The sequence below is a fragment of the Streptomyces sp. NPDC037301 genome (genome assembly GCF_055602785.1).
The window spans coordinates 65,205-83,860 of record NZ_JBVJWD010000005.1 but is presented as its reverse complement, the minus strand read 5'-3'; the positions used below and the strand labels follow the sequence as shown (position 1 = coordinate 83,860).

At 69.4% G+C, this 18,656-nt stretch carries 17 protein-coding genes; 1 reads left to right on the top strand and 16 read right to left on the bottom strand.

All coding sequences use genetic code 11. From position 1 onward, the window contains the following. Positions 1-34: 34 nt before the first annotated feature. From ccsB to hemL, 7 genes are all read right to left on the bottom strand, one after another. Entirely contained in the window at positions 35-1,120 is a 1,086-nt protein-coding gene (ccsB, locus tag ACZ7IB_RS10975) for a c-type cytochrome biogenesis protein CcsB (protein ID WP_470911365.1), read from the bottom strand. Then, positions 1,117-2,886, bottom strand: coding sequence for a cytochrome c biogenesis protein ResB (gene resB, locus ACZ7IB_RS10970; RefSeq protein WP_470911362.1), 1,770 nt, complete (start codon positions 2,884-2,886; stop codon positions 1,117-1,119). The genes ccsB and resB overlap by 4 nt, the downstream gene beginning before the upstream one ends. Positions 2,887-2,891: 5 nt before the next feature. Next, positions 2,892-3,656, bottom strand: a complete 765-nt coding sequence (locus ACZ7IB_RS10965) for a cytochrome c biogenesis CcdA family protein (RefSeq protein WP_470911360.1) — start codon at positions 3,654-3,656, stop codon at positions 2,892-2,894. 4 nt (positions 3,657-3,660) lie between these two features. Next, the gene (locus ACZ7IB_RS10960; RefSeq protein WP_470911358.1) at positions 3,661-4,272 is read right to left on the bottom strand and encodes a TlpA family protein disulfide reductase; all 612 of its coding nucleotides are present in this window, start codon (positions 4,270-4,272) and stop codon (positions 3,661-3,663) included. Positions 4,273-4,339: 67 nt separating this feature from the next. Next, positions 4,340-5,584 (bottom strand): hypothetical protein, encoded by a 1,245-nt coding sequence (locus tag ACZ7IB_RS10955; RefSeq protein WP_470911356.1) that lies wholly within the window; start codon positions 5,582-5,584, stop codon positions 4,340-4,342. A gap of 380 nt (positions 5,585-5,964) precedes the next feature. Next, on the bottom strand, positions 5,965-6,657 hold the full coding sequence (locus ACZ7IB_RS10950) for a histidine phosphatase family protein (RefSeq protein ID WP_327274596.1): 693 nt from the start codon (positions 6,655-6,657) through the stop codon (positions 5,965-5,967). Beyond that, positions 6,654-7,970 (bottom strand): glutamate-1-semialdehyde 2,1-aminomutase, encoded by a 1,317-nt coding sequence (hemL, locus tag ACZ7IB_RS10945; RefSeq protein ID WP_470911354.1) that lies wholly within the window; start codon positions 7,968-7,970, stop codon positions 6,654-6,656. Before hemL ends, ACZ7IB_RS10950 begins: the two co-directional genes overlap by 4 nt. A gap of 129 nt (positions 7,971-8,099) precedes the next feature. On the opposite strand from hemL, the gene ACZ7IB_RS10940 reads away from it, so the two are divergent. After that, complete coding sequence (locus ACZ7IB_RS10940) at positions 8,100-8,690, top strand: hypothetical protein (RefSeq protein ID WP_470911351.1); 591 nt, start codon at positions 8,100-8,102, stop codon at positions 8,688-8,690. Positions 8,691-8,853: 163 nt separating this feature from the next. On the opposite strand, the gene ACZ7IB_RS10935 is transcribed toward ACZ7IB_RS10940, so the two are convergent. The 9 genes from ACZ7IB_RS10935 to ACZ7IB_RS10895 all read right to left on the bottom strand — a co-directional run bounded on the left by ACZ7IB_RS10935 (position 8,854) and on the right by ACZ7IB_RS10895 (position 18,523). Further along, positions 8,854-9,789, bottom strand: coding sequence for an L-tyrosine/L-tryptophan isonitrile synthase family protein (locus ACZ7IB_RS10935; RefSeq protein ID WP_470911349.1), 936 nt, complete (start codon positions 9,787-9,789; stop codon positions 8,854-8,856). Between the two features lie 131 nt (positions 9,790-9,920). Beyond that, positions 9,921-11,177, bottom strand: coding sequence for a cytochrome P450 family protein (locus ACZ7IB_RS10930; protein ID WP_470911346.1), 1,257 nt, complete (start codon positions 11,175-11,177; stop codon positions 9,921-9,923). A 12-nt stretch (positions 11,178-11,189) separates the two neighbouring features. Further along, a complete protein-coding gene (gene asnB, locus ACZ7IB_RS10925) occupies positions 11,190-13,016 on the bottom strand; it encodes an asparagine synthase (glutamine-hydrolyzing) (protein WP_470911344.1) in 1,827 nt (608 codons plus the stop codon). Positions 13,017-13,033: 17 nt separating this feature from the next. Beyond that, a complete protein-coding gene (locus ACZ7IB_RS10920; RefSeq protein WP_470911342.1) occupies positions 13,034-14,434 on the bottom strand; it encodes an MFS transporter in 1,401 nt (466 codons plus the stop codon). A gap of 115 nt (positions 14,435-14,549) precedes the next feature. Next, positions 14,550-14,732 carry a hypothetical protein gene (locus ACZ7IB_RS10915; protein WP_470911341.1) on the bottom strand — a complete coding sequence of 61 codons (183 nt, stop codon included), beginning with the start codon at positions 14,730-14,732 and terminating at the stop codon, positions 14,550-14,552. A 132-nt stretch (positions 14,733-14,864) separates the two neighbouring features. Continuing rightward, positions 14,865-15,680, bottom strand: a complete 816-nt coding sequence (locus tag ACZ7IB_RS10910; RefSeq protein ID WP_470911340.1) for an ABC transporter ATP-binding protein — start codon at positions 15,678-15,680, stop codon at positions 14,865-14,867. Further along, a complete protein-coding gene (locus ACZ7IB_RS10905) occupies positions 15,677-16,750 on the bottom strand; it encodes a FecCD family ABC transporter permease (RefSeq protein ID WP_470911337.1) in 1,074 nt (357 codons plus the stop codon). Before ACZ7IB_RS10905 ends, ACZ7IB_RS10910 begins: the two co-directional genes overlap by 4 nt. Before the next feature lie 2 nt (positions 16,751-16,752). Next, positions 16,753-17,817 carry an ABC transporter substrate-binding protein gene (locus ACZ7IB_RS10900; protein ID WP_470911335.1) on the bottom strand — a complete coding sequence of 355 codons (1,065 nt, stop codon included), beginning with the start codon at positions 17,815-17,817 and terminating at the stop codon, positions 16,753-16,755. Between the two features lie 103 nt (positions 17,818-17,920). Beyond that, positions 17,921-18,523 (bottom strand): DJ-1/PfpI family protein, encoded by a 603-nt coding sequence (locus ACZ7IB_RS10895; protein ID WP_470911333.1) that lies wholly within the window; start codon positions 18,521-18,523, stop codon positions 17,921-17,923. Positions 18,524-18,656 lie beyond the last annotated feature (133 nt).

The window sequence follows — 18,656 nt, the reverse complement described above, 5'->3', positions numbered from 1 at the left end:
TGCGGGATCCGCACCCGTACGGGATGGGGGCCGGTCAGACGCCTGCGTAGGAGTGCTTGCCGGTGACGAAGATGTTCACGCCGTAGTAGTTGAAGAGCCAGCAGCCGAAGGCGATCAGTGCCAGGTAGGCGGCCTTGCGGCCCTTCCAGCCTGCGGTGGCGCGGGCGTGCAGGTAGCAGGCGTACGCGACCCAGGTGATGAAGGACCAGACCTCCTTGGGGTCCCAGCCCCAGTAGCGGCCCCATGCGTCGCCCGCCCAGATGGCGCCCGCGATGATCGTGAACGTCCACAGCGGAAAGACCGCGGCGTTGATGCGGTACGAGAACTTGTCGAGCGTCGAGGCGGCGGGCAGCCGGGAGAGCACGGACTGGGCGAACGAACCGGGCGCCCCACCGTTCGCGAGCTTGCTCTCGTAGCTGTCGCGGAAGAGGTAGAGCAGCGTGGCGACCGCACCGATGTAGAAGACGGCGCCGCAGATGATGGCGGTGGAGACGTGGATCCACAGCCAGTACGAGTGCAGTGCGGGCACCAGCTGGTCGCTGGAGGTGTAGAGCACCGTGGTCGCGATGCCGAGGTCCAGCAGGACGGTGGTGACCAGGAGCAGCCCCATCCAGCGGACGTTCTTCTTCAGCGCGAGGAGGATCAGGTACGCGGCGACCGCCACCGTGGAGAAGGTGATGGAGAACTCGTACATGTTGCCCCACGGGGCACGCTGCACGGACAGCGCGCGGGCGAGGACACCGCCGGCCTGGACGAGGAAGGCGAGCACGGTCATGGAGACCGCCATGCGTCCGTACAGGTCGCCCTTGAATGTGCCACCGGCCGCGCCGGGCCCGTCCGGGACGTCGCGGGTACCGGCCGCGGAGCGCGTGATGATCTTCGGGCGGTCGAGTACGGCGGTGCCGCCGCCCTTCTGTGCGACCTGCACCTTCACCGTGGCGGCGGCCGCGCCCTCGGCACCGGTCAGCGCGGCGGCGGTGCGGCCGACCTTGCTGCGGCTGCCGAACACCCATTCCGCGATGTGCGCGAAGAAGGCCAGGGTGTAGACGGCCATCGACGAATAGATCAGCACATTGCTGGTGTGCGCCAGGTTCTCGTTGGTTGCGGCGGCGAGATTCACTTCTCAGCCCCTTCGGCAGGTTCTTCGGAGGATTCTTCGACGGAGTCGGATCCGGGGTCGGTGTCAGGGCCGGGCGCGGTGGGCGCCACGGCGTTGAGCGTGACCGCGAGATCGGCCAGCTCCTCGGGAAGCTTCGCGGACTCGCTGCGGCCGAGACCCGCCATTTCGACGACGGTGACGCCGTCCGCACCGCGCACGGCCCGCACCCAGATGCGACGCCGCTGGATGAACAGCGAGCCCGCGAGTCCGGCGATCGCGGCGATGGCGCCGGTGAGCGCCCAGCCGCTGGCGGGCTGCTCGGAGATCTGGAAGCTGGCCCACTCCTCGACGCCCTCGAAGGTGACCGAACCGGCGCCGTCGGGCAGCTTCATCGTGTCGCCGACCGCCAGGCGCTGCTTGAGCAGGTTGCCCTTGCTGTCCTTGAACTCCGTCATCTTGGTCTTGTCCAGCTGGTACACGTTCTGCGCCAGTCCGGAGTCGGGCCCGAGGTAGCCGTGGTAGCCGTTGAGGGCGAGCCGCGGATTGTCGGCGGCGGGGAACTGGGAGAACATCGTGCCCTGGTTGTCGCCCGCGAAGGTCGGCACGAAGAAGGCCTGGAAGCCCAGCTGGGTCTTCTTGCCGTTCTTGTCGCGGTAGCCGTCGAACACCTTGATCGCACCGGTCGAGGTGACGTTGTTGTCGATGGGCAGCAGCGGCACGGCGGCCTTGTAGACCTCCTTGCCCCTGCCGTCCTTGACGGAGACGACGGGCGCGTAGCCGTGCGCGTTCAGATAGACCTTGGTGCCGTCGACGACGAGGGGCTCGTTGACCCTGATGACGGTCTTCTGCGGCTTGCCGTAGGCGCCCTTCTCGTACGTCACATGGGCCTCGTAGGTCCGGGGCGTACCGATCTGGGGGCCGCTGCGCTCGTACGTGCCGATGAACTTGTCGAGCTTGAAGCTGAACGGGGCGAGCGAGTCGGTGTCGAACAGCGAACCCGACTTGAAGTCGTCGTACTGGGTGAGTGTGTTGGAGAAGCCGTCGCCCTCGACGATCAGCTTGGCGCCCTCGGACTTGAAGAGCTGTCCGAAGGCGAACGCCACCAGCATCACGATCAGCGCGATGTGGAAGATCAGGTTCCCGGCCTCGCGCAGATAGCCCTTCTCGGCGGCGACCGCGTCCCCCGCGGTGTGCGCGCGGTAGTGGCGCTTGCGCATCATCGCGAGCGCGGCCTCGCGGACCTGCTCGGGCTCGGCCTCGGTGCGCCAGGTGGTGTACGCGGGCAGCCGGGTCAGGCGCCTCGGGGCACCCGGCGGGCGGCTGCGCAGCTGGCCTACGAACTGGCCGGTGCGCGGCACGATGCAGCCGATGAGCGAGATGAACAGCAGGATGTAGATCGCGGAGAACCACACCGAGCTGTAGACGTCGAAGAACTGGAGTTTCTCGTAGATCGGCGTGACGGTGGTGTGGGCTTCCTTGAAGGTCTGCACCTTCAGTTCGTCCACGCTGTTCTGCGGGATCAGCGAGCCGGGAATGGCGCCGAGCGACAGCAGGAAGAGCAGGATCAGCGCGACCCGCATCGAGGTGAGCTGCCGCCAGAACCAGCGGACCCAGCCGATGACGCCCATGGCCGGCAGATTGGCCGCGCTCTCCTCGCGCGGGGCGGTGGAGAGCTGGGAGCCGGCCGCACCCAGTTCGCGGGCGTTCTCCCGGTCCTGCTCGTCCCGGATCTCCCGCTCGTCCCGGTGCTCGCGCTCCGGGGCCGGGTTGGACTTGGTGTCGCTCATGGAACTCAGATCCCCACAGTGAAGCCGTTGGACCAGCCCTGCAATGCCTGCATCATGGTGTCCCAGACGCCGGTCAGCAGGAGCAGCCCGGTCGCGATCATCATGACGCCGCCGATCCTCATGACCCATGCGTAGTGGCGCTTGACCCAGCCGAACGCGCCGAGCGCCTTGCGGAAGGCGACCGCCGCGAGCACGAAGGGCAGGCCGAGCCCGAAGCAGTACGCAACGGTCAGTATCGCCCCGCGTCCGGCGGTGCCCTGCTCCACGGCGAGGATGCTCACCGAGCTGAGCGTCGGGCCGAGACACGGGGTCCAGCCGATCCCGAAGAGGGCGCCCAGCAGTGGTGCGCCCGCCAGCCCGGTCACCGGTCTCTTGTGGATACGGAACTCACGCTGCGTCATCCACGGCATCAGGCCCATGAAGAAGATCCCCATCAGGATCATCAGCACACCGAGGATCTTGGTGAGCGTCTCGCTGTGCTCCTGGAGGGTCTGACCGAAGAAGCCGAAGAGCGCACCGCCGGAGACGAACACGGCGGTGAAGCCGAGCACGAAGAGCGAGGCGCCCGCGACCATCCGCCCCCGCCGGGCCTGCGCCAGGTCGGTGCCGCTGACCCCGGTGACGTAACTGAGGTAACCGGGGACGAGCGGCAGGACGCACGGCGAGAAGAACGAGACGAGCCCGGCGAGTACGGCGACGGGCAGGGCGACGATCAGCGCTCCGTGCAGGACGGTCTGGTTCTCGCCCTGGAGCGCGGCAAGGGTGAGCACGGAATCACTTCTCCGCGATCAACGGGTCGATCATCTTGTGCAGCTTGGTGGCGTCGAGCGCGGTCAGGGAACGGGCGGCGATCTTCCCGTCCCGGTCGAGCACCACGGTCGACGGAATGGCCTGCGGACGCAGCGTGCCCTTGGGGAAGCGGAGCATGAGCTTGCCGGTCGGGTCGAAGAGGCTCGGGTAGGGGACCCCGTAGTCCTTCTCGAAGCTCAGCGCGGGGCCCTTCTGGGCGTCGCGCGTGTTGATCCCGACGAACTGGACGCCCTTGTCCTTCGTCTCCTTCGCCACCCTCGCGAAGTACTGGGCCTCCAGACGGCAGGGTCCGCACCACGAACCCCACATGTTCAGAACGACGACCTTGCCCTTGTAGTCGGCGACGTCGAGCTGCTTGCCTTCGAGGGTCTCACCGTCGAGCTTCGGGGCTGCCTTGCGGTCACCCTTGGCCACGGTGGAGATTCCGCCACTGCCCGTGACGAAGTTCGTGTTGCCACCGCCCCCCGCCTTGTTGTCGTCCCCGCCGCACGCCGTCAGCGTGAGTGCGAGCGCGACGACCGCCGCGGGGGCGGCGAGCAGGGTGAAGCGGCGTCGGGGTGCGCGGCCATAGCTCATGTGAAAAGTTTCGCATGGCGGTTCCGGCGATCTCGGGCACCCCCCTCGCTGCCCGTAAAGCCCGTTGTCAGGTCTGTTTAAAGAAGGCGTTCCAGCCGCCTTCGGGAGACTGTCCGACTCCCAGCGTACGGAGCTTGTCGAGCACGGCCGGGGTCTGGACGTCGAGCCAGTCGACGAACTGCTTGAAGGAGACGAGCCGCACATCCGGCTTCCCCGCGATTTTCTTGAGCGCTTCCTCGACCGCGTCCATATAGATGCCGCCGTTCCACTCCTCGAAGTGGTTTCCGATGTAGAAGGGCGCGCGATTCGTCGTGTACGCACGGTTGAAACCGGCGAGATACGACTGGGCGGCCTGCTTGCGCCAGCCCGGATAACGCGAAGGCATGCCCTTGGTCGAATTCACCGACTGGTTGGCGAGGATGTTGTAGTCCATCGAAAGGACTTCGAAGGAGTGCCCCGGGAACGGCATGCCCTGCAACGGCAGATCCCAGACGCCCTGGCGCTTGCGGGGCCACACCTGGGTGCCGCCGGGCGAGCTGGCGTCGTAGCGCCAGCCGAGCTTGCGCGCCGTGGGCAGCAGATTGTCCTGGCCGAGCAGACAGGGAGTGCGTCCGCCGACCAGTTCCTTGCGGTAGTCGAAAGGCAGCGGATCGAGGTCGCTCCAGCCGGTGTTGGTGCGCCATTCGGTGACGAAGGAGACCGCCTGATCGATTTCGCTCTGCCACTGGGAGGCCGACCAGTTCGCGCCCGATCCGGAACCGCCGCAGAAATGCCCGTTGAAGTGGGTGCCTATCTCATGCCCGTCGAGCCAGGCCTGACGGACGCACTTCAGCGTCTCCTTGATGTGGTCATCGGTGAGATAACCGATGTCGGAAGCACCGATCGGGTTGTTGGGCGGCCGGTACTTGGACTTCTTCGACTCGGGCAGCAGATAGAGGCCGGAGAGGAAGAAGGTCATGGACGCTTCGTGATCCTTGGCGAGTTCCAGAAAGCGCGGGAAGAGCCCGTTGCCGACCTCGCCCGCCCCGTCCCAGGAAAAGATCACGAACTGCGGCGGCGTCTGCCCGGGTTCGAGCGGGACCGGCGCGGAAGGCTGGTGCGGCTGCTTCCCGGTGTCCGCGGTGGAACCGTCACCTATCTCGCGAACGTCCTTCTTCGCAGGTCCAGTCCCCCGGGTGTGCCCGTCGGCACCCTTCTCCCCCGTAGCGGCGCCCGGCAGGCCCGTATCGGAGGAACCGCACCCCGTCAGACCGATGGCGGCCGCGGCCCCAAGCCCGGTTCCGAGCAGACCCCTTCGGCTGATGTCGCGCATGAGTTCCCCATCTGCGGTCGTTTTGCCTCAAGTCCATACAAACTGGCAAAGGCTTAGATGAGGGAAGCACCACAGAGGTTCCGCCGATTAGCATATTTTTCTTTGCGCGACCAGACCCCGGCCTTGACCGAACGTATGGCTGAGCGAGCCGACCGCGGCGGGAGCAGGGCTCAACCGCCGACGGGCTGATCAATCGCTGAAGGACTCAGTCCCCGGTCCTGAGGCGGCAGCGGAGTCGCCGGTCTTGGGACGGCGGAAAAAATCGCCGGACGGGCGGAAAATCAAGCCCGTCCGGCGATTGAGGACAGAACGGCAACCGGACGACCGGGAAGACCGGCAGGCCGGGGCCCGGCGCACCCCCACTGCCGGCCCCGGGCCGGCTACGCGCCGAACGCCTTCGACTTCCCCTTCACCGGCTTCGCGCCGGCTCGCAGATGCGCCGGCACCAGATCCCGCGCCGGCTCCGTGTACCCGACCGACACGATCTTGTCGCCCTGGTACGTGAAGCTGGTCAGCGACGCGAGCGTGCACTGCCGCTTGCGCGGGTCGTGCCACAGCCGCCGCCGCTCCACGAAGCTGCGCACGATCCAGATCGGCAGCTGATGGCTGACGCACACCGCCTCGTGCCCGCGCGCCGCGTCACGCGCGGCGTCCAGGGCGCCCATCATCCGTACGACCTGCTCGATGTACGGCTCGCCCCACGACGGCCGGAACGGATTCGTCAGGTGCTTCCAGTTGTCCGGCTTGCGCAGCGCCCCGTCGCCGACCCCGAAGGTCTTGCCCTCGAAGACGTTGGCGGCCTCGATGAGCCGCTCGTCGGTGGCCAGGTCGAGGCCGTGCGTCTTGGCGATCGGTGTGGCCGTCTCCTGGGCGCGCTCCAGCGGGGAGGCGACGACATGGGTGATGTCGCGCCCTTCCAGGTGCTCGGCGACCCGGTCGGCCATCTGCCGGCCGAGCTCGGAGAGGTGGTAGCCGGGGCGGCGCCCGTAGAGCACGCCCTCCGGGTTGTGCACCTCGCCGTGCCGCATCAGATGGACGACGGTGATGTCCTTGCGGCTTCCGTTCTCGCTCATGCGGTGGCCTCCGATGCGGCGCGGGCAGCGGCGGGCAGGGCGGCGGCGATGCGCTCGACAGCCTGCGTGTCGTGGGCGGTGGAGACGAACCAGGACTCGAAGGCGGACGGCGGCAGGTAGACGCCCTGCGACAGCAACGAGTGGAAGAAGGCGGTGAAGCGGAAAGCTTCCTGCTGCTTCGCGTCCTCGTAGTTCCGCACCGGCCGGTCGGTGAAGAAGACGGAGAACATGTTGCTCGCCGCCTGCACGGTGTGTGCCACGCCTTCCTTGGCGAGCGCCTCGCTGACCAGGCCGCGGATCTCCGCGGAGACCGCGTCCACCTTCGCGTACGCGGCGTCGTCGAGCAGCCGCAGCTGGGCGAGACCGGCGGCGGTGGCGACCGGGTTACCGGAGAGGGTGCCCGCCTGGTAGACGGGACCGGCCGGGGCGAGGTGCGCCATCACGTCCGCACGGCCGCCGAAGGCCGCTGCCGGGAAGCCGCCGCCCATGACCTTGCCGAAGGTCATCAGGTCGGGCCGCACCCCGTCGATGCCGAACCAGCCGGCCTTCGAGGTACGGAAACCGGTCATGACCTCGTCGGAGATGTAGAGCGCACCGTTGGTGGCGCAGATCTCCTTGAGCCCGGCGTTGAAACCGTCCAGCGGCGGTACGACGCCCATGTTGCCCGGCGACGCCTCGGTGATCACACAGGCGATCTCGCCGGGCTGCGCGGCGAACGCCTCCCGCACGGCGTCCAGGTCGTTGTACGGCAGCACGATCGTGTCGCCGGCCTGCGCACCGGTGACCCCCGGGGTGTCCGGAAGGCCGAAGGTCGCGACCCCGGACCCGGCGGCGGCGAGCAGTGCGTCGACGTGGCCGTGGTAGCAGCCGGCGAACTTCACCACCTTGGCCCGGCCGGTGAACCCGCGGGCGAGACGGATCGCGGACATGGTCGCCTCGGTGCCGGACGACACCAGCCGCACCTGCTCCACGGGCTCGACCCGGGCCACGATCTCCTCGGCGAGCGCGACCTCGCCCTCACCGGGCGTACCGAACGAGGTGCCGCGGGCGACAGCCTCCTGGACTGCGGCGATGACCTCGGGGTGGGAGTGGCCGAGGATCATCGGCCCCCACGAGCACACGAGGTCGACATACTCACGGCCGTCGGCATCGGTGAGGTACGGACCGGTACCGGACACCATGAAGCGGGGTGTACCGCCCACGGCCCGGAAGGCACGGACGGGAGAGTTCACGCCGCCGGGCGTCACGAGGGACGCGCGGTCGAAAAGCGTCTGCGAAACTGGGGCGTCATAGGGAAAGCTCACACAAGCCATGGTGTCAGAGCCACGGACGGTCTTGCGGACAGGTGTTTCACCGCACGCCCGTGGGGGAGGTCACTGACACGATGATCGGGTTGCGCGGCGGGGGCTGTGTCGCCCAAGTAGTAGTCGGGTGGATGAGATATGCATCGCGGTGGCGGAGTGGGCGAAGGGACCGACGACCTGGGGCCCGAGCCTGCCCGGCGGGGTCGGCACCGGCGTGGGGCGGAACGCAAGCAGGGCAGACAGGCCGGTGGTGCGCAGGATGCCGGAGCCGGAAGCAGGAGTGGTGGCCGGGTGGGGGTGACCTACAAGTATTTCGGTGCCCCCGACGGGGCGACCGCGGCACGCGTGCCCATTTCGATGCGCCCCGAGGAGCTCGGCGGCGACGAACTGGGCACGGGCGGCATGTTCACCAAGATCAAGCCGGAGACGGTGGCGGCGATGGTCCTCACCGGCATCCAGGGCATACCCCTGCACAAGGTCCCACCGCTGGAACTGGTCGTACTGCACCCCGACTACGCGGTGGTCAAGCTCCCGATGACGGTCGTCGACCCGCTGCGCGGCGTCGGCGAGGAGACAGTGGGTGCCGCAGCCTTCATCTGGTCCACGGTCCCGGACCGCGGCGGCCCGCGCGACGCGTTCAACGTCTACCAACTGCTGCACGAGTGGCAGGATTTCAGCCATCGCCTGCATGACGCGGGGCATCAGGCGTACTGCCTGGTCTGGCCGTGACCTGGGGTTTCTTGTTGCGTGGGCGGGGCTTTCGGGTCCCGCCCACGCCGCTGGCCGGAAGCCGGAGAGTCCCTGAAGACTGATCGTCTCCTCACCCGGCATCCGCCGATCTGGCCGGCCCCGTTCCCGCGCCGCTGTCCGCGCGATCAAAGAGATGGTCTGATCAGGTCTGCTCGAAGTGGCTGGGCCTGTCGTCACAGCTCATCAGGCGACCCAGTTGAGCGGCTTTGGCTCGGGGCATGAGGGTCCATGTGCCATCGGTACGGCGCAGAGCGGCCGAGTGCCAGGGGGTGGTCCAGGCGTCGGGGGCGTCGAGGAGTTGGATGCCGAACTTGGGGGCGCCGATGGGCTGGGGATGGATGGAGAGGCGTACGGCATGGGGGTGGTGCTCGGCGATCAGGTCGCCCCAGGCGCGGCTGCGCTGGATGACACCGTAGGCACGCTTTCGGCACTCGCGTTGCAGGGCGGAGCGGGTGCCGGAGTGGTCGGCGGTGTCCTCGACGAGGAAGCGGGTGATACCTCGGTAGAGGGCGATGGTCTGGTCCTCTGCACGGATTTCGGCACGCAGGGCGTCCAGGGTGGGTGCGTAGTGCTCGTGGACAAGGGCACGTTTCGTGTCGTGCGGAAGATCGCCGAGTACGTCACGCAGATCGAAGACGGACAATCTGCGCAGGCCCAGTTGGCCTATGAGTACGCGTAGTTCGTCAGCGTAGGAGTCGATGTGCTCGTCCGGGACGTGGATGAGGTCGCCGAAGACGTGGCCGTCGGAGCAGACGATCACACGGGCGCCGGGTGGGTAGATCCGCTCGATCTCCGTGCAGAGAGTGTTCAGGAAGGTGAGGGAGAGACGTTCTCCCTGGTCGGGTAGGTGGCCGAGGACCTTGGCCGGGTTGGGTGACTTACAGGGGAAGCCGGGCAGAGTAAATACGACCGGGGCGCCGACGCGCACGAATTCCGAGATGTTGCGCAACTGGTGGGGGAACGCCTCAGCGGGGGCGGCAGAGGCGTGGTCGACCCTGCGGTGGTACGGCAGAAGCAGGTGCAGGATCGCGGCGCTGATGCTCGTGGGGAGGGTTTCTGGCGTGGTCGTCGGCGGCATGGGGGTTCCTCCAAAAGGGCATGACGGCATGGCGCCTTGGCGGGCAGGCAAGGCGCTGCCGGGCGGGTGGGGTTGGTCAGCCGAGGCCGGGTCGGGCGGGGAGCAGGGACCCGGTCACCCGGGAACTGGTGTCAGCGGCGTCGGTCGTAGCCGACGGGCAGGTGGTTGGTGCCGCGGCCGAGGACGGCCGGGATCCACTCGATGTCCTCGTCCCGGATGGCGAGGTGGAGACCGGGGAGCCGGATGAGCAGGGCGCTCAGGGCGATCTGGAGTTCGGCGCGGGCGAGGGCGGCACCGGGGCAGAAGTGGATGCCGTGACCGAAGGCGAGGTGGGGGTTGGGGCTGCGGTCGAGGTCGAGGGTGTCGGGGTCGGGGAAGCGGCGCGGGTCGCGGTTGGCGGCGCACAGGGAGACGATCACCGAGTCGCCGGCCGGGACCTCGGTGCCGTGCAGATCGCTGTCCTTGCCGAAGAAACGCCAGGTGGTCAGCTCGAAGGCGCTGTCGTAGCGGAGGAGTTCCTCGACCGCGCGCGGCAGGAGGTCCGGATCGTCGCACAGGCGGGCCAGTTCGGCCGGGTTGCGGAAGAGGGCGATCAGGGCCGTGGTGATCTGGTTGGTGACCGGCTCCTGGCCGGCTACCAGGAGCTGGAAGATCACCGAGTCCAGCTCCTCCTGGGACAGTTCGTGCCGGTCACGAGCCACGACGAGGCGGCTGAGCAGGTCGTCTTCCCAGTGCTCGCGCTTGTGAGCGACGACGTCGGCTATGTAGCTCTGCAGACCGTGCAGCCGGGCCTCGTACAGCGGCCGTCCGGGATCAGCGGGGCCGACCGGCTGGACGACCTTGCCCCAGTCCCGGTCGAAGCGAGCCGCCAGCTCCTGCGGGAGGCCGATGACCTCGGCCAGGACCTGGAAGGGGAAGTGAGCGGCGAAGCCGGTGACGAGGTCCGCGGGTCCGGTCTCGGGCAGAGCGTCGATCAGCGCATCCGCCAGTTCCTGGAAGCGGGGCCGCAGGCTCTCGATCCGACGTGGCGTGAAAGCGTCGGTGACGAAGCTCCGCATCCGGGTGTGCTTCGGCGGGTCCTGGTGGAGGAGGTGGACCTGGAGCTGGGAGTGCTGGGGTTCGGGCATGATCGAGGCGCGGGCGCGCCAGCGATCGTTCCCGCGGTCGTGGTTCTTGCCGAGGCGGTCGTCGTTGAGTGCGGCGTGGGCGGCGTCGTAGCCGGTGACGAGCCAGGCCTGTACACCGCTGGGGAAGAGGACGCGGTGGACCGGGCCGGCCTCGCGCATCCGCTCGTACAGGGGGTAGGGGTCGGCCTTGTAGGGGCAGCCCATCAGCGGCACGGGCTCGCCCAGTGCCTCGGTGGCCGTCTCGGGTTCCTGGATGGTCATGAACGAGGCTCCTCAGAAGGCGAGTTCGGGCTGGTAGTGGTCGAGCCACAGGGCGAGGTCGACGACACGTTCGAGGCGCAGCCGGTGGCCCCACTCCAACTGGTCGGGCGGGCTGTCCAGGCAGGGCTTGATGAGGGTCTCGTCGGCCAGGGCGCGGACCTGGCCGGTGGCAAGAGCGTCGCGGGCCATGCCCTGCAGGCCGCGGTTGTAGTCGGGGTGGTGGGTGGCCGGATAGTGGTTCTTGGGGCGGTACAGCACCGATTCGGGCGCCAGCCCGGCGCCCGTGGCGCGCAGCAGGCTCTTCTCCCGGCCGTCGAAGCTCTTCAGCGCCCAGGGCGTGGTGAAGGCGTACTCGACGAGGCGGTGGTCGCAGTACGGGACGCGGACCTCCAGGCCCTGGGCCATGCTCAACCGGTCCTTGCGGTGCAGGAGTTGGCGCAGCCATCGGGTCAGGGACAGGTGCTGCATCTCGCGCTGCCGGTGCTCGGTCGCGGTCTCACCGTCCAGGTGCGGTACGGCGGCCAGGGCGCTGCGGTAGGTGTCGTCGCGGAACTCGCCGATACGCAGGTCGAGTTCCGGGCTGAGCGGCATGGCGGCCTCGTCGCCGGTGACCAGCAGCCACGGGAAGGTCTGCGCGGCGAGAGCCCTGGGGTTGTGGAACCAGGGGTAGCCGCCGAACACCTCGTCCGCCGCCTCGCCGGACAGGGCGACGGTCGAGTGCCGCCGTATCTCCCCGAACAGCAGGTACAGCGAGGTGTCCATGTCGCCGACGCCGATCGGCGAGTCGCGGGCCACGACGACCGCCTTGCGGTGCTCGAGGTCGAGCAGGGCGCGCGGGTCGAGTACGACGGTGCTGTGGTCGGTGCCGATGAAGGCGCCGGCCTCGGCGGCGAACGGGGTGTCGTGGCCGGTGCGCAGGACGTCGCCGGTGAACTGTTCGGCTTGGTCGCTGTAGTCGACGGCGTAGGAGCGGATGCGGGCGTCCGGGCCCTCGCGCAGCCGGAGTTCATCGGCGAGCAGGGCAGTCAGGACGGTGGAGTCGAGGCCGCCGGAGAGCAGGCTGCACAGCGGGACATCGGCTTCCAGTTGGCTGCGCGCCGCCGTACCGACCAGCTGACGGATGCGCTCGACGGTCGCGTCCTGGTCGTCGTCGTGGTCGCCGGCCTCCAGCTGCCAGTAACGGCGTTCGCGGATGCCGTCCCGGTCCAGGACGAGCATCCCGCCGGGCTCTACCTCCCGCACGCCGGACCACACCGTCGGCCCGGTGTTGAACAGCAGGCTGTACGCCTCTCGCAGCCCATCGGCGTCCACCCGGGGCCGTATCTCGGGGTGGGCGAACAATGCCTTCGGTTCGGAGGCGAAGGCGAGACCTCCGTCGACGGCCGCCCAGAACAGCGGTTTCACACCGAGCCGGTCGCGCACCAGCACCAGCCGCTGGGCGCGCTCGTCCCAGACGGCGAAGGCGAACATGCCTTCCAGGTGGTCGGCGACGTTCTCGCCCCATTCGGCGTATGCGCGCAGCACGACCTCGGTGTCGCTGCGGGTGTGGAAGTGGTGTCCGCGGGAGCGGAGTTCGGCCCTCAGCGCATGGTGGTTGTAGACCTCGCCGCTGTAGCTGAGCACAGCCGTGGGCTCGTCGGACCGGTCGGCCATCGGCTGCCTGCCGCCTTCGAGGTCGATGACGGCGAGGCGGCGATGGCCGATCGCGGCCCGCTCACCCAGCCAGACGCCTCCGGCGTCCGGGCCTCGTGGGGTGAGGGTGGCGGTCATGGCCTCGATGACTGGGGCCTGGGTTCGGGCGTCGTGGTGGTAGGACGCCCAGCCGGTGATTCCGCACATGGGGGGGGTCTCCTGGGTCAGGTGTGGGCGACGTCGGTGGTCTGCTCGGGCACGGGGGCGGGTGGCCGGCCGGGCAGTGCGATGAGAGGTACGGCGAGAGCGGCGGCGGCGGCGGCCAGGGCGAGGCCGGCGTGCACGCCGTTGGCGGGACCGGTGAGGCCCCAGACGGCTGTGGCCAGGGCGGGGCCGAGGGTGAAGCCGAGGCTGCGAGCGAGTTGAACCGTGGAGCCGACGGTGGCGATACGGTCCGGCGGGGCCGTACTCATGACCAGGGCTTGGGTGGGGCCCCCGTTCAGGCCCATGCCGACGCCGGCCAGCGCCAGCCGCCAGGCCACCTGCCACGGTGACCAGCCGGCGCCCAGCGGGACGAGCAGGAGCAACCCGGCGGCGGTGAGCGCGGCGCCGGTCACCGCGACCGGTCGCGCACCGTACCGGTCGGCCAGACGCCCGCCGAGCGGTCCGGCCAGCCCCATGCCGAGTGGGAAGGCGAGGACGATCAGACCGGTCGTGGTGGCACTGACTCCGTCGTCGCGCTGGAGGTGCAGAGCGACCACGTAATGCATCGCGGCAAAGCCGGCCGCCAGCGCCAGCACCGCCCCGTGCGCCCGAAACAGCCCCGAGGCACCCAGCACGCCCGTCACCGGACGCCCGCCTGGGCCGCGCAGCCACCACCACAGCGGCGGGATCGCGGCGGACACGAGCAGCAGCCACCATGGATTGTCCGAGGCCAGGGTGAGCGTGAGCAGGAGCACCGCCACACCGGTGGCCACCAGCAGGGCATCCGCCAGCGAACGGTGATCCGGCCGCCGCGGACGAGCGTCGCGCGGCATCGCCCCCCATGCCACGAGCAGGGCGAGCAGGCAGAAGGGGAGCTTGACGAGGAAGACGGCATGCCAGCCGAAGTGGTCGAGGAGCAGGCCGCCGACGGCCGGTCCGGTCACCGCACCCAGTGGGCCCAGGGTCGCCGGCACGCTCATCGCCCGCCCCCGTAGCTGGGGTCGCACCGAGCGCATGGCCAGTACGGGCATCAGAACGAAGAGGGCTGCCCCGAACACACCCTGCGCGAGCCGGGCGGCGATCAGCCAGGCCGCCCAGGGCGCGGCGGCAGCCAGTGCGCTGGACAGACCGAAGCCGACGATGGAGACAAGCACGGCGGAACGCATCCCGACACCGTCCAGCCATCGGCCGACGGGCAACAGCAGCGCGACAACGGGGAGTTGGTAACCCAACACGGCCCACTGGGCGGTCGCGGCGGACACGTGCAGCCCGTCGGCGATGTCGGCCAGGGCCACATTGACGATGTTCATGTCGAGCATCGCCACGAACGACAGCAGGCCCGCCACGGCCACCAGCAGCCAGCGATCCTCACCGAGAGATATGTGACCGGGCTGTTCCGAGCCGGAATCATGATGCGCCATCCATCCACCCCTCACCGTCGCGGGTGGGCTGCCGGTCGGCAGCCTCGTCCCACAAGTCGGAGGGATGCCGGGATGAGTTCCCGATCCTGACTGAAAACGCGGCGGGTGAGGGAAGTTACCTGCGTCGGCGGCGGAGTGGAACGCCGCTCGTGGCCTTTTCCACCGCCCAGTACAGCAGGACGCTCGTCACCGCTCCAGCGGCACATCCGATCAGCGTGCCGGTCACGGAAGAGGTCTCCGAGGTGCCGGGAGTGAGCGGGAGGGTGGTCGCGTCGCGGCCGAATCCGTCACCGTGCACGGTACGCACCTCGACGACGGGCGCCTGCGCACCACGATCGTCGAGGCCGGGTTCGGCGTCGCCGACACGCTCGCCGCCCGAGTACGCGAAGAGGCCGGGCAGGACACGTAGCCATCCCGCCCAGCCTCTTCGTCATCCGCCCGCGTGAGTCTCCGCGGCCACGGGCGGCCCCGCCGGGGCCGGTGTCCGGTGGTCGAAGGCGATCAGCGGATCCCCGGTCAGGGGGTGGTCGACCACCGCCGCCCGCACCCCGAACACCTCTGCCATCAGAGCGGGCGCGAGGACTTCGCGGGGCGGACCGGAAGCCACCACGGCTCCGGCGTGCAGCACGTGCAGCCGATCGCACACGGAGGCGGCGGCGTTGAGGTCGTGCAGCGACACGAGTGTCGTACGGCGCTGGGTGCGCAGCAGGGCGAGCAACTCGATCTGGTGGCGGACGTCGAGGTGGTTGGTCGGTTCGTCCAGGACCAGGACGTCGGGGTCCTGCGCGAACGCCCGTGCCAGCAACACGCGTTGGCGCTCGCCACCGGACAGGGCCGTGAAGCGGCGTCCGGCGTACCCGTCCATGCCGACGTCGGTGAGGGCGCGGGCGACAACGTCACGGTCGGTTGCGTCCTCCCCGGCGAAGACCCGCTTGTAGGGCGTACGGCCCATGGCGACGACCTCGCGCACGGTCAGTTCGAAATCACTGTCCCGCTCCTGCGGGAGAGCGGCCACATGGCGGGCCGACCGGGCCGGGGTCATCTCCCGGATGTCGGTCCCGTCCAGCAGCACCCGCCCGGCCGCCGGCTTCAGATGCCGGTAGACCGTGCGCAGGAGCGTGGACTTGCCGCTGCCGTTGGGCCCGACCAGGCCCGCGATCTCGCCCTCGGCCGCGATCAGGTGGGCGCCGGACACGACCGTGCGACCGGCGTAGGCGACGTGCAGGTCCTCGATGTCGATCCTCAACTTCCGCTCCCCAGACGCCGGTCCAGCAGATACAGCAGGGCCGGAGCCCCGATGAGCGAGGTGACCACGCCGACCGGCAGCTCCTGCGTGTCCATTGCCGTACGGCAGACGATGTCGACCACGACCAGCAGCAGGGCACCGAACAGTGCCGAGATGGGCAGCAGGCGGCGGTGGTCGCCGCCGATGACCAGGCGGCAGACATGCGGCACCATCAGCGCGACGAAGGCGATCGCGCCCGAGACCGCGACCAGGACACCGGTCAGCACGCTGGTCACCGTGAACAGTTCGCGGCGCAACCGCGTCACATCGATCCCGACGCCGGCCGCCGTCTCGTCGCCCATCAGCAGGGCGTTCAGGCCGCGGGCGCGGGCCTGGAGCCAGAACCCGGCGGCCACAACCGCGACCGCGGGCACCGCGAGCAGCTCCCAGTTCGCCCCGCTGAGGCTGCCCATGAGCCAGAACAGCACGCTGTGGGTCTGCTGCTCGTCCCCGGCCCGGAGCACCAAGTAGCTGGTGAAGCCGGACAAGAACTGCCCGATCGCCACCCCGGCCAGGACCAGCCGGAGCGGGGCGAAGCCCCCGCCGCGGCGGGCGACCGCCCACACCAGCGCGAAGGTGGCCAGTGCGCCCGCAAAGGCGGCACCGGACAGGCCCAGCCCCAGCGCCCCGCCCGCCCCGAGGCCGAGCACGATGGCGGCGACCGCCCCGAGGGAGGCGCCGTTGGAGATACCCAGCAGGTAGGGGTCGGCCAGCGGGTTGCGCACCAGCGCCTGCACCGCCGTACCGACCAGACCGAGTCCGGCACCGACGAGCGCGGCCAACAGGGCACGAGGCACGCGGAGTTGCCACACGATGAGGTCGTTCGTGCCGGGGCGCGGTGTCTCTCCGGACAGCCGGCGCCACACCACGCTCCACACCTCACCGGGCGGGATGGACGTCGAGCCCCAGGCCACCGCAGCCGTCAGCGCGGCCAGGAGTGCCACACCCAGGACGGCCGCCAGCGGTCCGGCGGGCAGACCGGCACGCGCCTCTACCGTGGTGGCCTTCCGGCGCACCAGCGTGAAGGCCACGGTCAGCCGACCTTGCCCGGGTAGAGCGTCTTGGCGATCGTCTCCACGGTGTCGGCGTTCTCGACGCCCGCGATGGTGGTCTGCTCGGAGCCGATGCGCAGGAAATGGCCCTCCTTGACCGCCTTCAGCCCCTTGGTGGCCGCGTTGGACTTCAGCCACTTCTCGGCCTCGTCGAACGCCTTGCCGTTTGCCGCCTCGCTGCCCCGGTTGCGGACCCCGAGCTGGATCCAGTCCGGGTTCTTGGCGATGACGTCCTCCCAGCCGACCTGCTTGTAGTCGCCGTCGCAGTCGGCGAAGACGTTGCGGGCGCCGGCCAGGGTGATGACCGCGTTGGCGACCTGGCGGTTGCAGACGGCGGTGGGCTGCTTGGTGCCGGTGTCGTAGTCGAAGAAGAAGTACGTGGGCCGCGCGCTCTGCGCCGTACCGCCGACCGCCTGCCGGACGGCGTCCGTCTTCTCCTTCATCCCTGCGACGAGTTCCTTGGCCTTGGCGCTGGTGCCGGTGACCGCGCCGAGGGAGGTGATGTCGGCCTCGACCGCCGACAGGTCTCTCACGGCGCTCTTGCTCGTCGCGGCGCAGGCGGTGGACTTGAGGTAGATGTGCCTGATCCCGGCGGCCTTGAACTCCTCCTCCGTCGGCGCGTCCCCCATCCCGCCGCCCATGTTCATGTTGGCGAAGGTGTCGATGTAGAGGTCGGCGCCGGAGCCGAGCAGCTTCTCCTTCGGGATGACGGTGTCGCTGAGCACCTTCACCTTCTGCGCCTGCGCGTCCAGGTCGTCGGGCAGGGTCCCCTTGCCCGGCGGGAAGCCGGTGCCGATCACCTCGTCACCGGCGCCGAGACGGAGCAGCAGCTCCAGGCTGGATGCATTGCTGGTGACGATCTTTTTCGGGGCGCTGGAGAAGGTGGTTCTGGCGCCCATGCAGTCGGTGACGGAAACGGGGTAGTCGCCGGAGACGGCCTTCCCGGCACTCTCGTCCGCCGTGTCCTTCTCCCCGCCGCCGCAGCCGGCTGCCAGCAGGCCGCCCAGCACGACGGCCGCCGTACCGCCCCACACACGAGAACGCATCGAACAACTCCCGGATCCACTCGGCACGCGGGCGAACCTTCGTCACCCGGTCCAGTAGTCGGGACGAACGCGCCCTGAGTTCCCGGCCAGTTGGAGATCGGACTCAGGTGAACCGCTCGCGGTACTCGCGCGGCGAGACACGCAGCGCCCGCAGGAAGGCGTGGTGCAGTGTGGCCTGCGTACCGAAGCCGGCCTGCCGCGCTATCGCCTCCTGGCTGTCGGCCGTCTCGGTCAGCAGCCGGGACGCGACGGAGTCGCGTGCGTCGGCCTTTACCTCCGGGTGCCGGCGGGCCAGTTCGTCGGCGTACCGCCAGTGCGTGGCCGCCGTACGCCCGTCGAGGAGCCCGGTCCCGGCGAGGAGGAAGGCACCCGTGCACACCGAAACCAAGCGCCGCGCCCGGACCACCAGGCCGTTGATCGCGTCGGCGGTCTCCGGGCCGGCCGGCGGGATGCCGTCCACCCCCGGCAGGATCACCGTGCCGACGTCGGCCACGTCCGCGAGAGAGGTATCCGGCAGAAACACGAGCCCGTTGGAGGACCGGACGGGTACGCCACCGTGCGAAGCCGTCAGGACGTCGTATCGGAAGTCCTCCCTGCTCGCGCCGGCGAGGACGTCCGCGGGGCCTGAGAAGGCCGGGCTCCGGACCCCGTCGAAGAGTGGGATCACCACGACGTGGGGCTGTCCGCTCGCCTGTGAATGTGTCATCGGCCCCCGCTTCTGGATCAGGTGCTGCCGAGGGTGGGGGGGGGTGTTGTTTTTCCCCCGGGACCGACCCCCCCCGCCCGGTGGGTTCCGGCTCCCCCCAAAAAGAGGAACCCTCCCCCCCCCCCCCCCAAGC

Excerpts from the sequence above, each read along its gene's own strand:
- ACZ7IB_RS10940 (WP_470911351.1), top strand. The coding sequence starts at position 8,100 with ATGCATCGCGGTGGCGGAGTGGGCGAAGGGACCGACGACCTGGGGCCC.
- ACZ7IB_RS10960 (WP_470911358.1), bottom strand. The coding sequence starts at position 4,272 with ATGAGCTATGGCCGCGCACCCCGACGCCGCTTCACCCTGCTCGCCGCC.
- ACZ7IB_RS10950 (WP_327274596.1), bottom strand. The coding sequence starts at position 6,657 with ATGAGCGAGAACGGAAGCCGCAAGGACATCACCGTCGTCCATCTGATG.
- hemL (WP_470911354.1), bottom strand. The coding sequence starts at position 7,970 with ATGGCTTGTGTGAGCTTTCCCTATGACGCCCCAGTTTCGCAGACGCTT.
- ACZ7IB_RS10935 (WP_470911349.1), bottom strand. The coding sequence starts at position 9,789 with ATGCCGCCGACGACCACGCCAGAAACCCTCCCCACGAGCATCAGCGCC.
- asnB (WP_470911344.1), bottom strand. The coding sequence starts at position 13,016 with ATGTGCGGAATCACCGGCTGGGCGTCCTACCACCACGACGCCCGAACC.
- ACZ7IB_RS10930 (WP_470911346.1), bottom strand. The coding sequence starts at position 11,177 with ATGACCATCCAGGAACCCGAGACGGCCACCGAGGCACTGGGCGAGCCC.
- ACZ7IB_RS10955 (WP_470911356.1), bottom strand. The coding sequence starts at position 5,584 with ATGCGCGACATCAGCCGAAGGGGTCTGCTCGGAACCGGGCTTGGGGCC.
- ACZ7IB_RS10895 (WP_470911333.1), bottom strand. The coding sequence starts at position 18,523 with ATGACACATTCACAGGCGAGCGGACAGCCCCACGTCGTGGTGATCCCA.
- ACZ7IB_RS10900 (WP_470911335.1), bottom strand. The coding sequence starts at position 17,817 with ATGCGTTCTCGTGTGTGGGGCGGTACGGCGGCCGTCGTGCTGGGCGGC.
- resB (WP_470911362.1), bottom strand. The coding sequence starts at position 2,886 with ATGAGCGACACCAAGTCCAACCCGGCCCCGGAGCGCGAGCACCGGGAC.
- ACZ7IB_RS10920 (WP_470911342.1), bottom strand. The coding sequence starts at position 14,434 with ATGGCGCATCATGATTCCGGCTCGGAACAGCCCGGTCACATATCTCTC.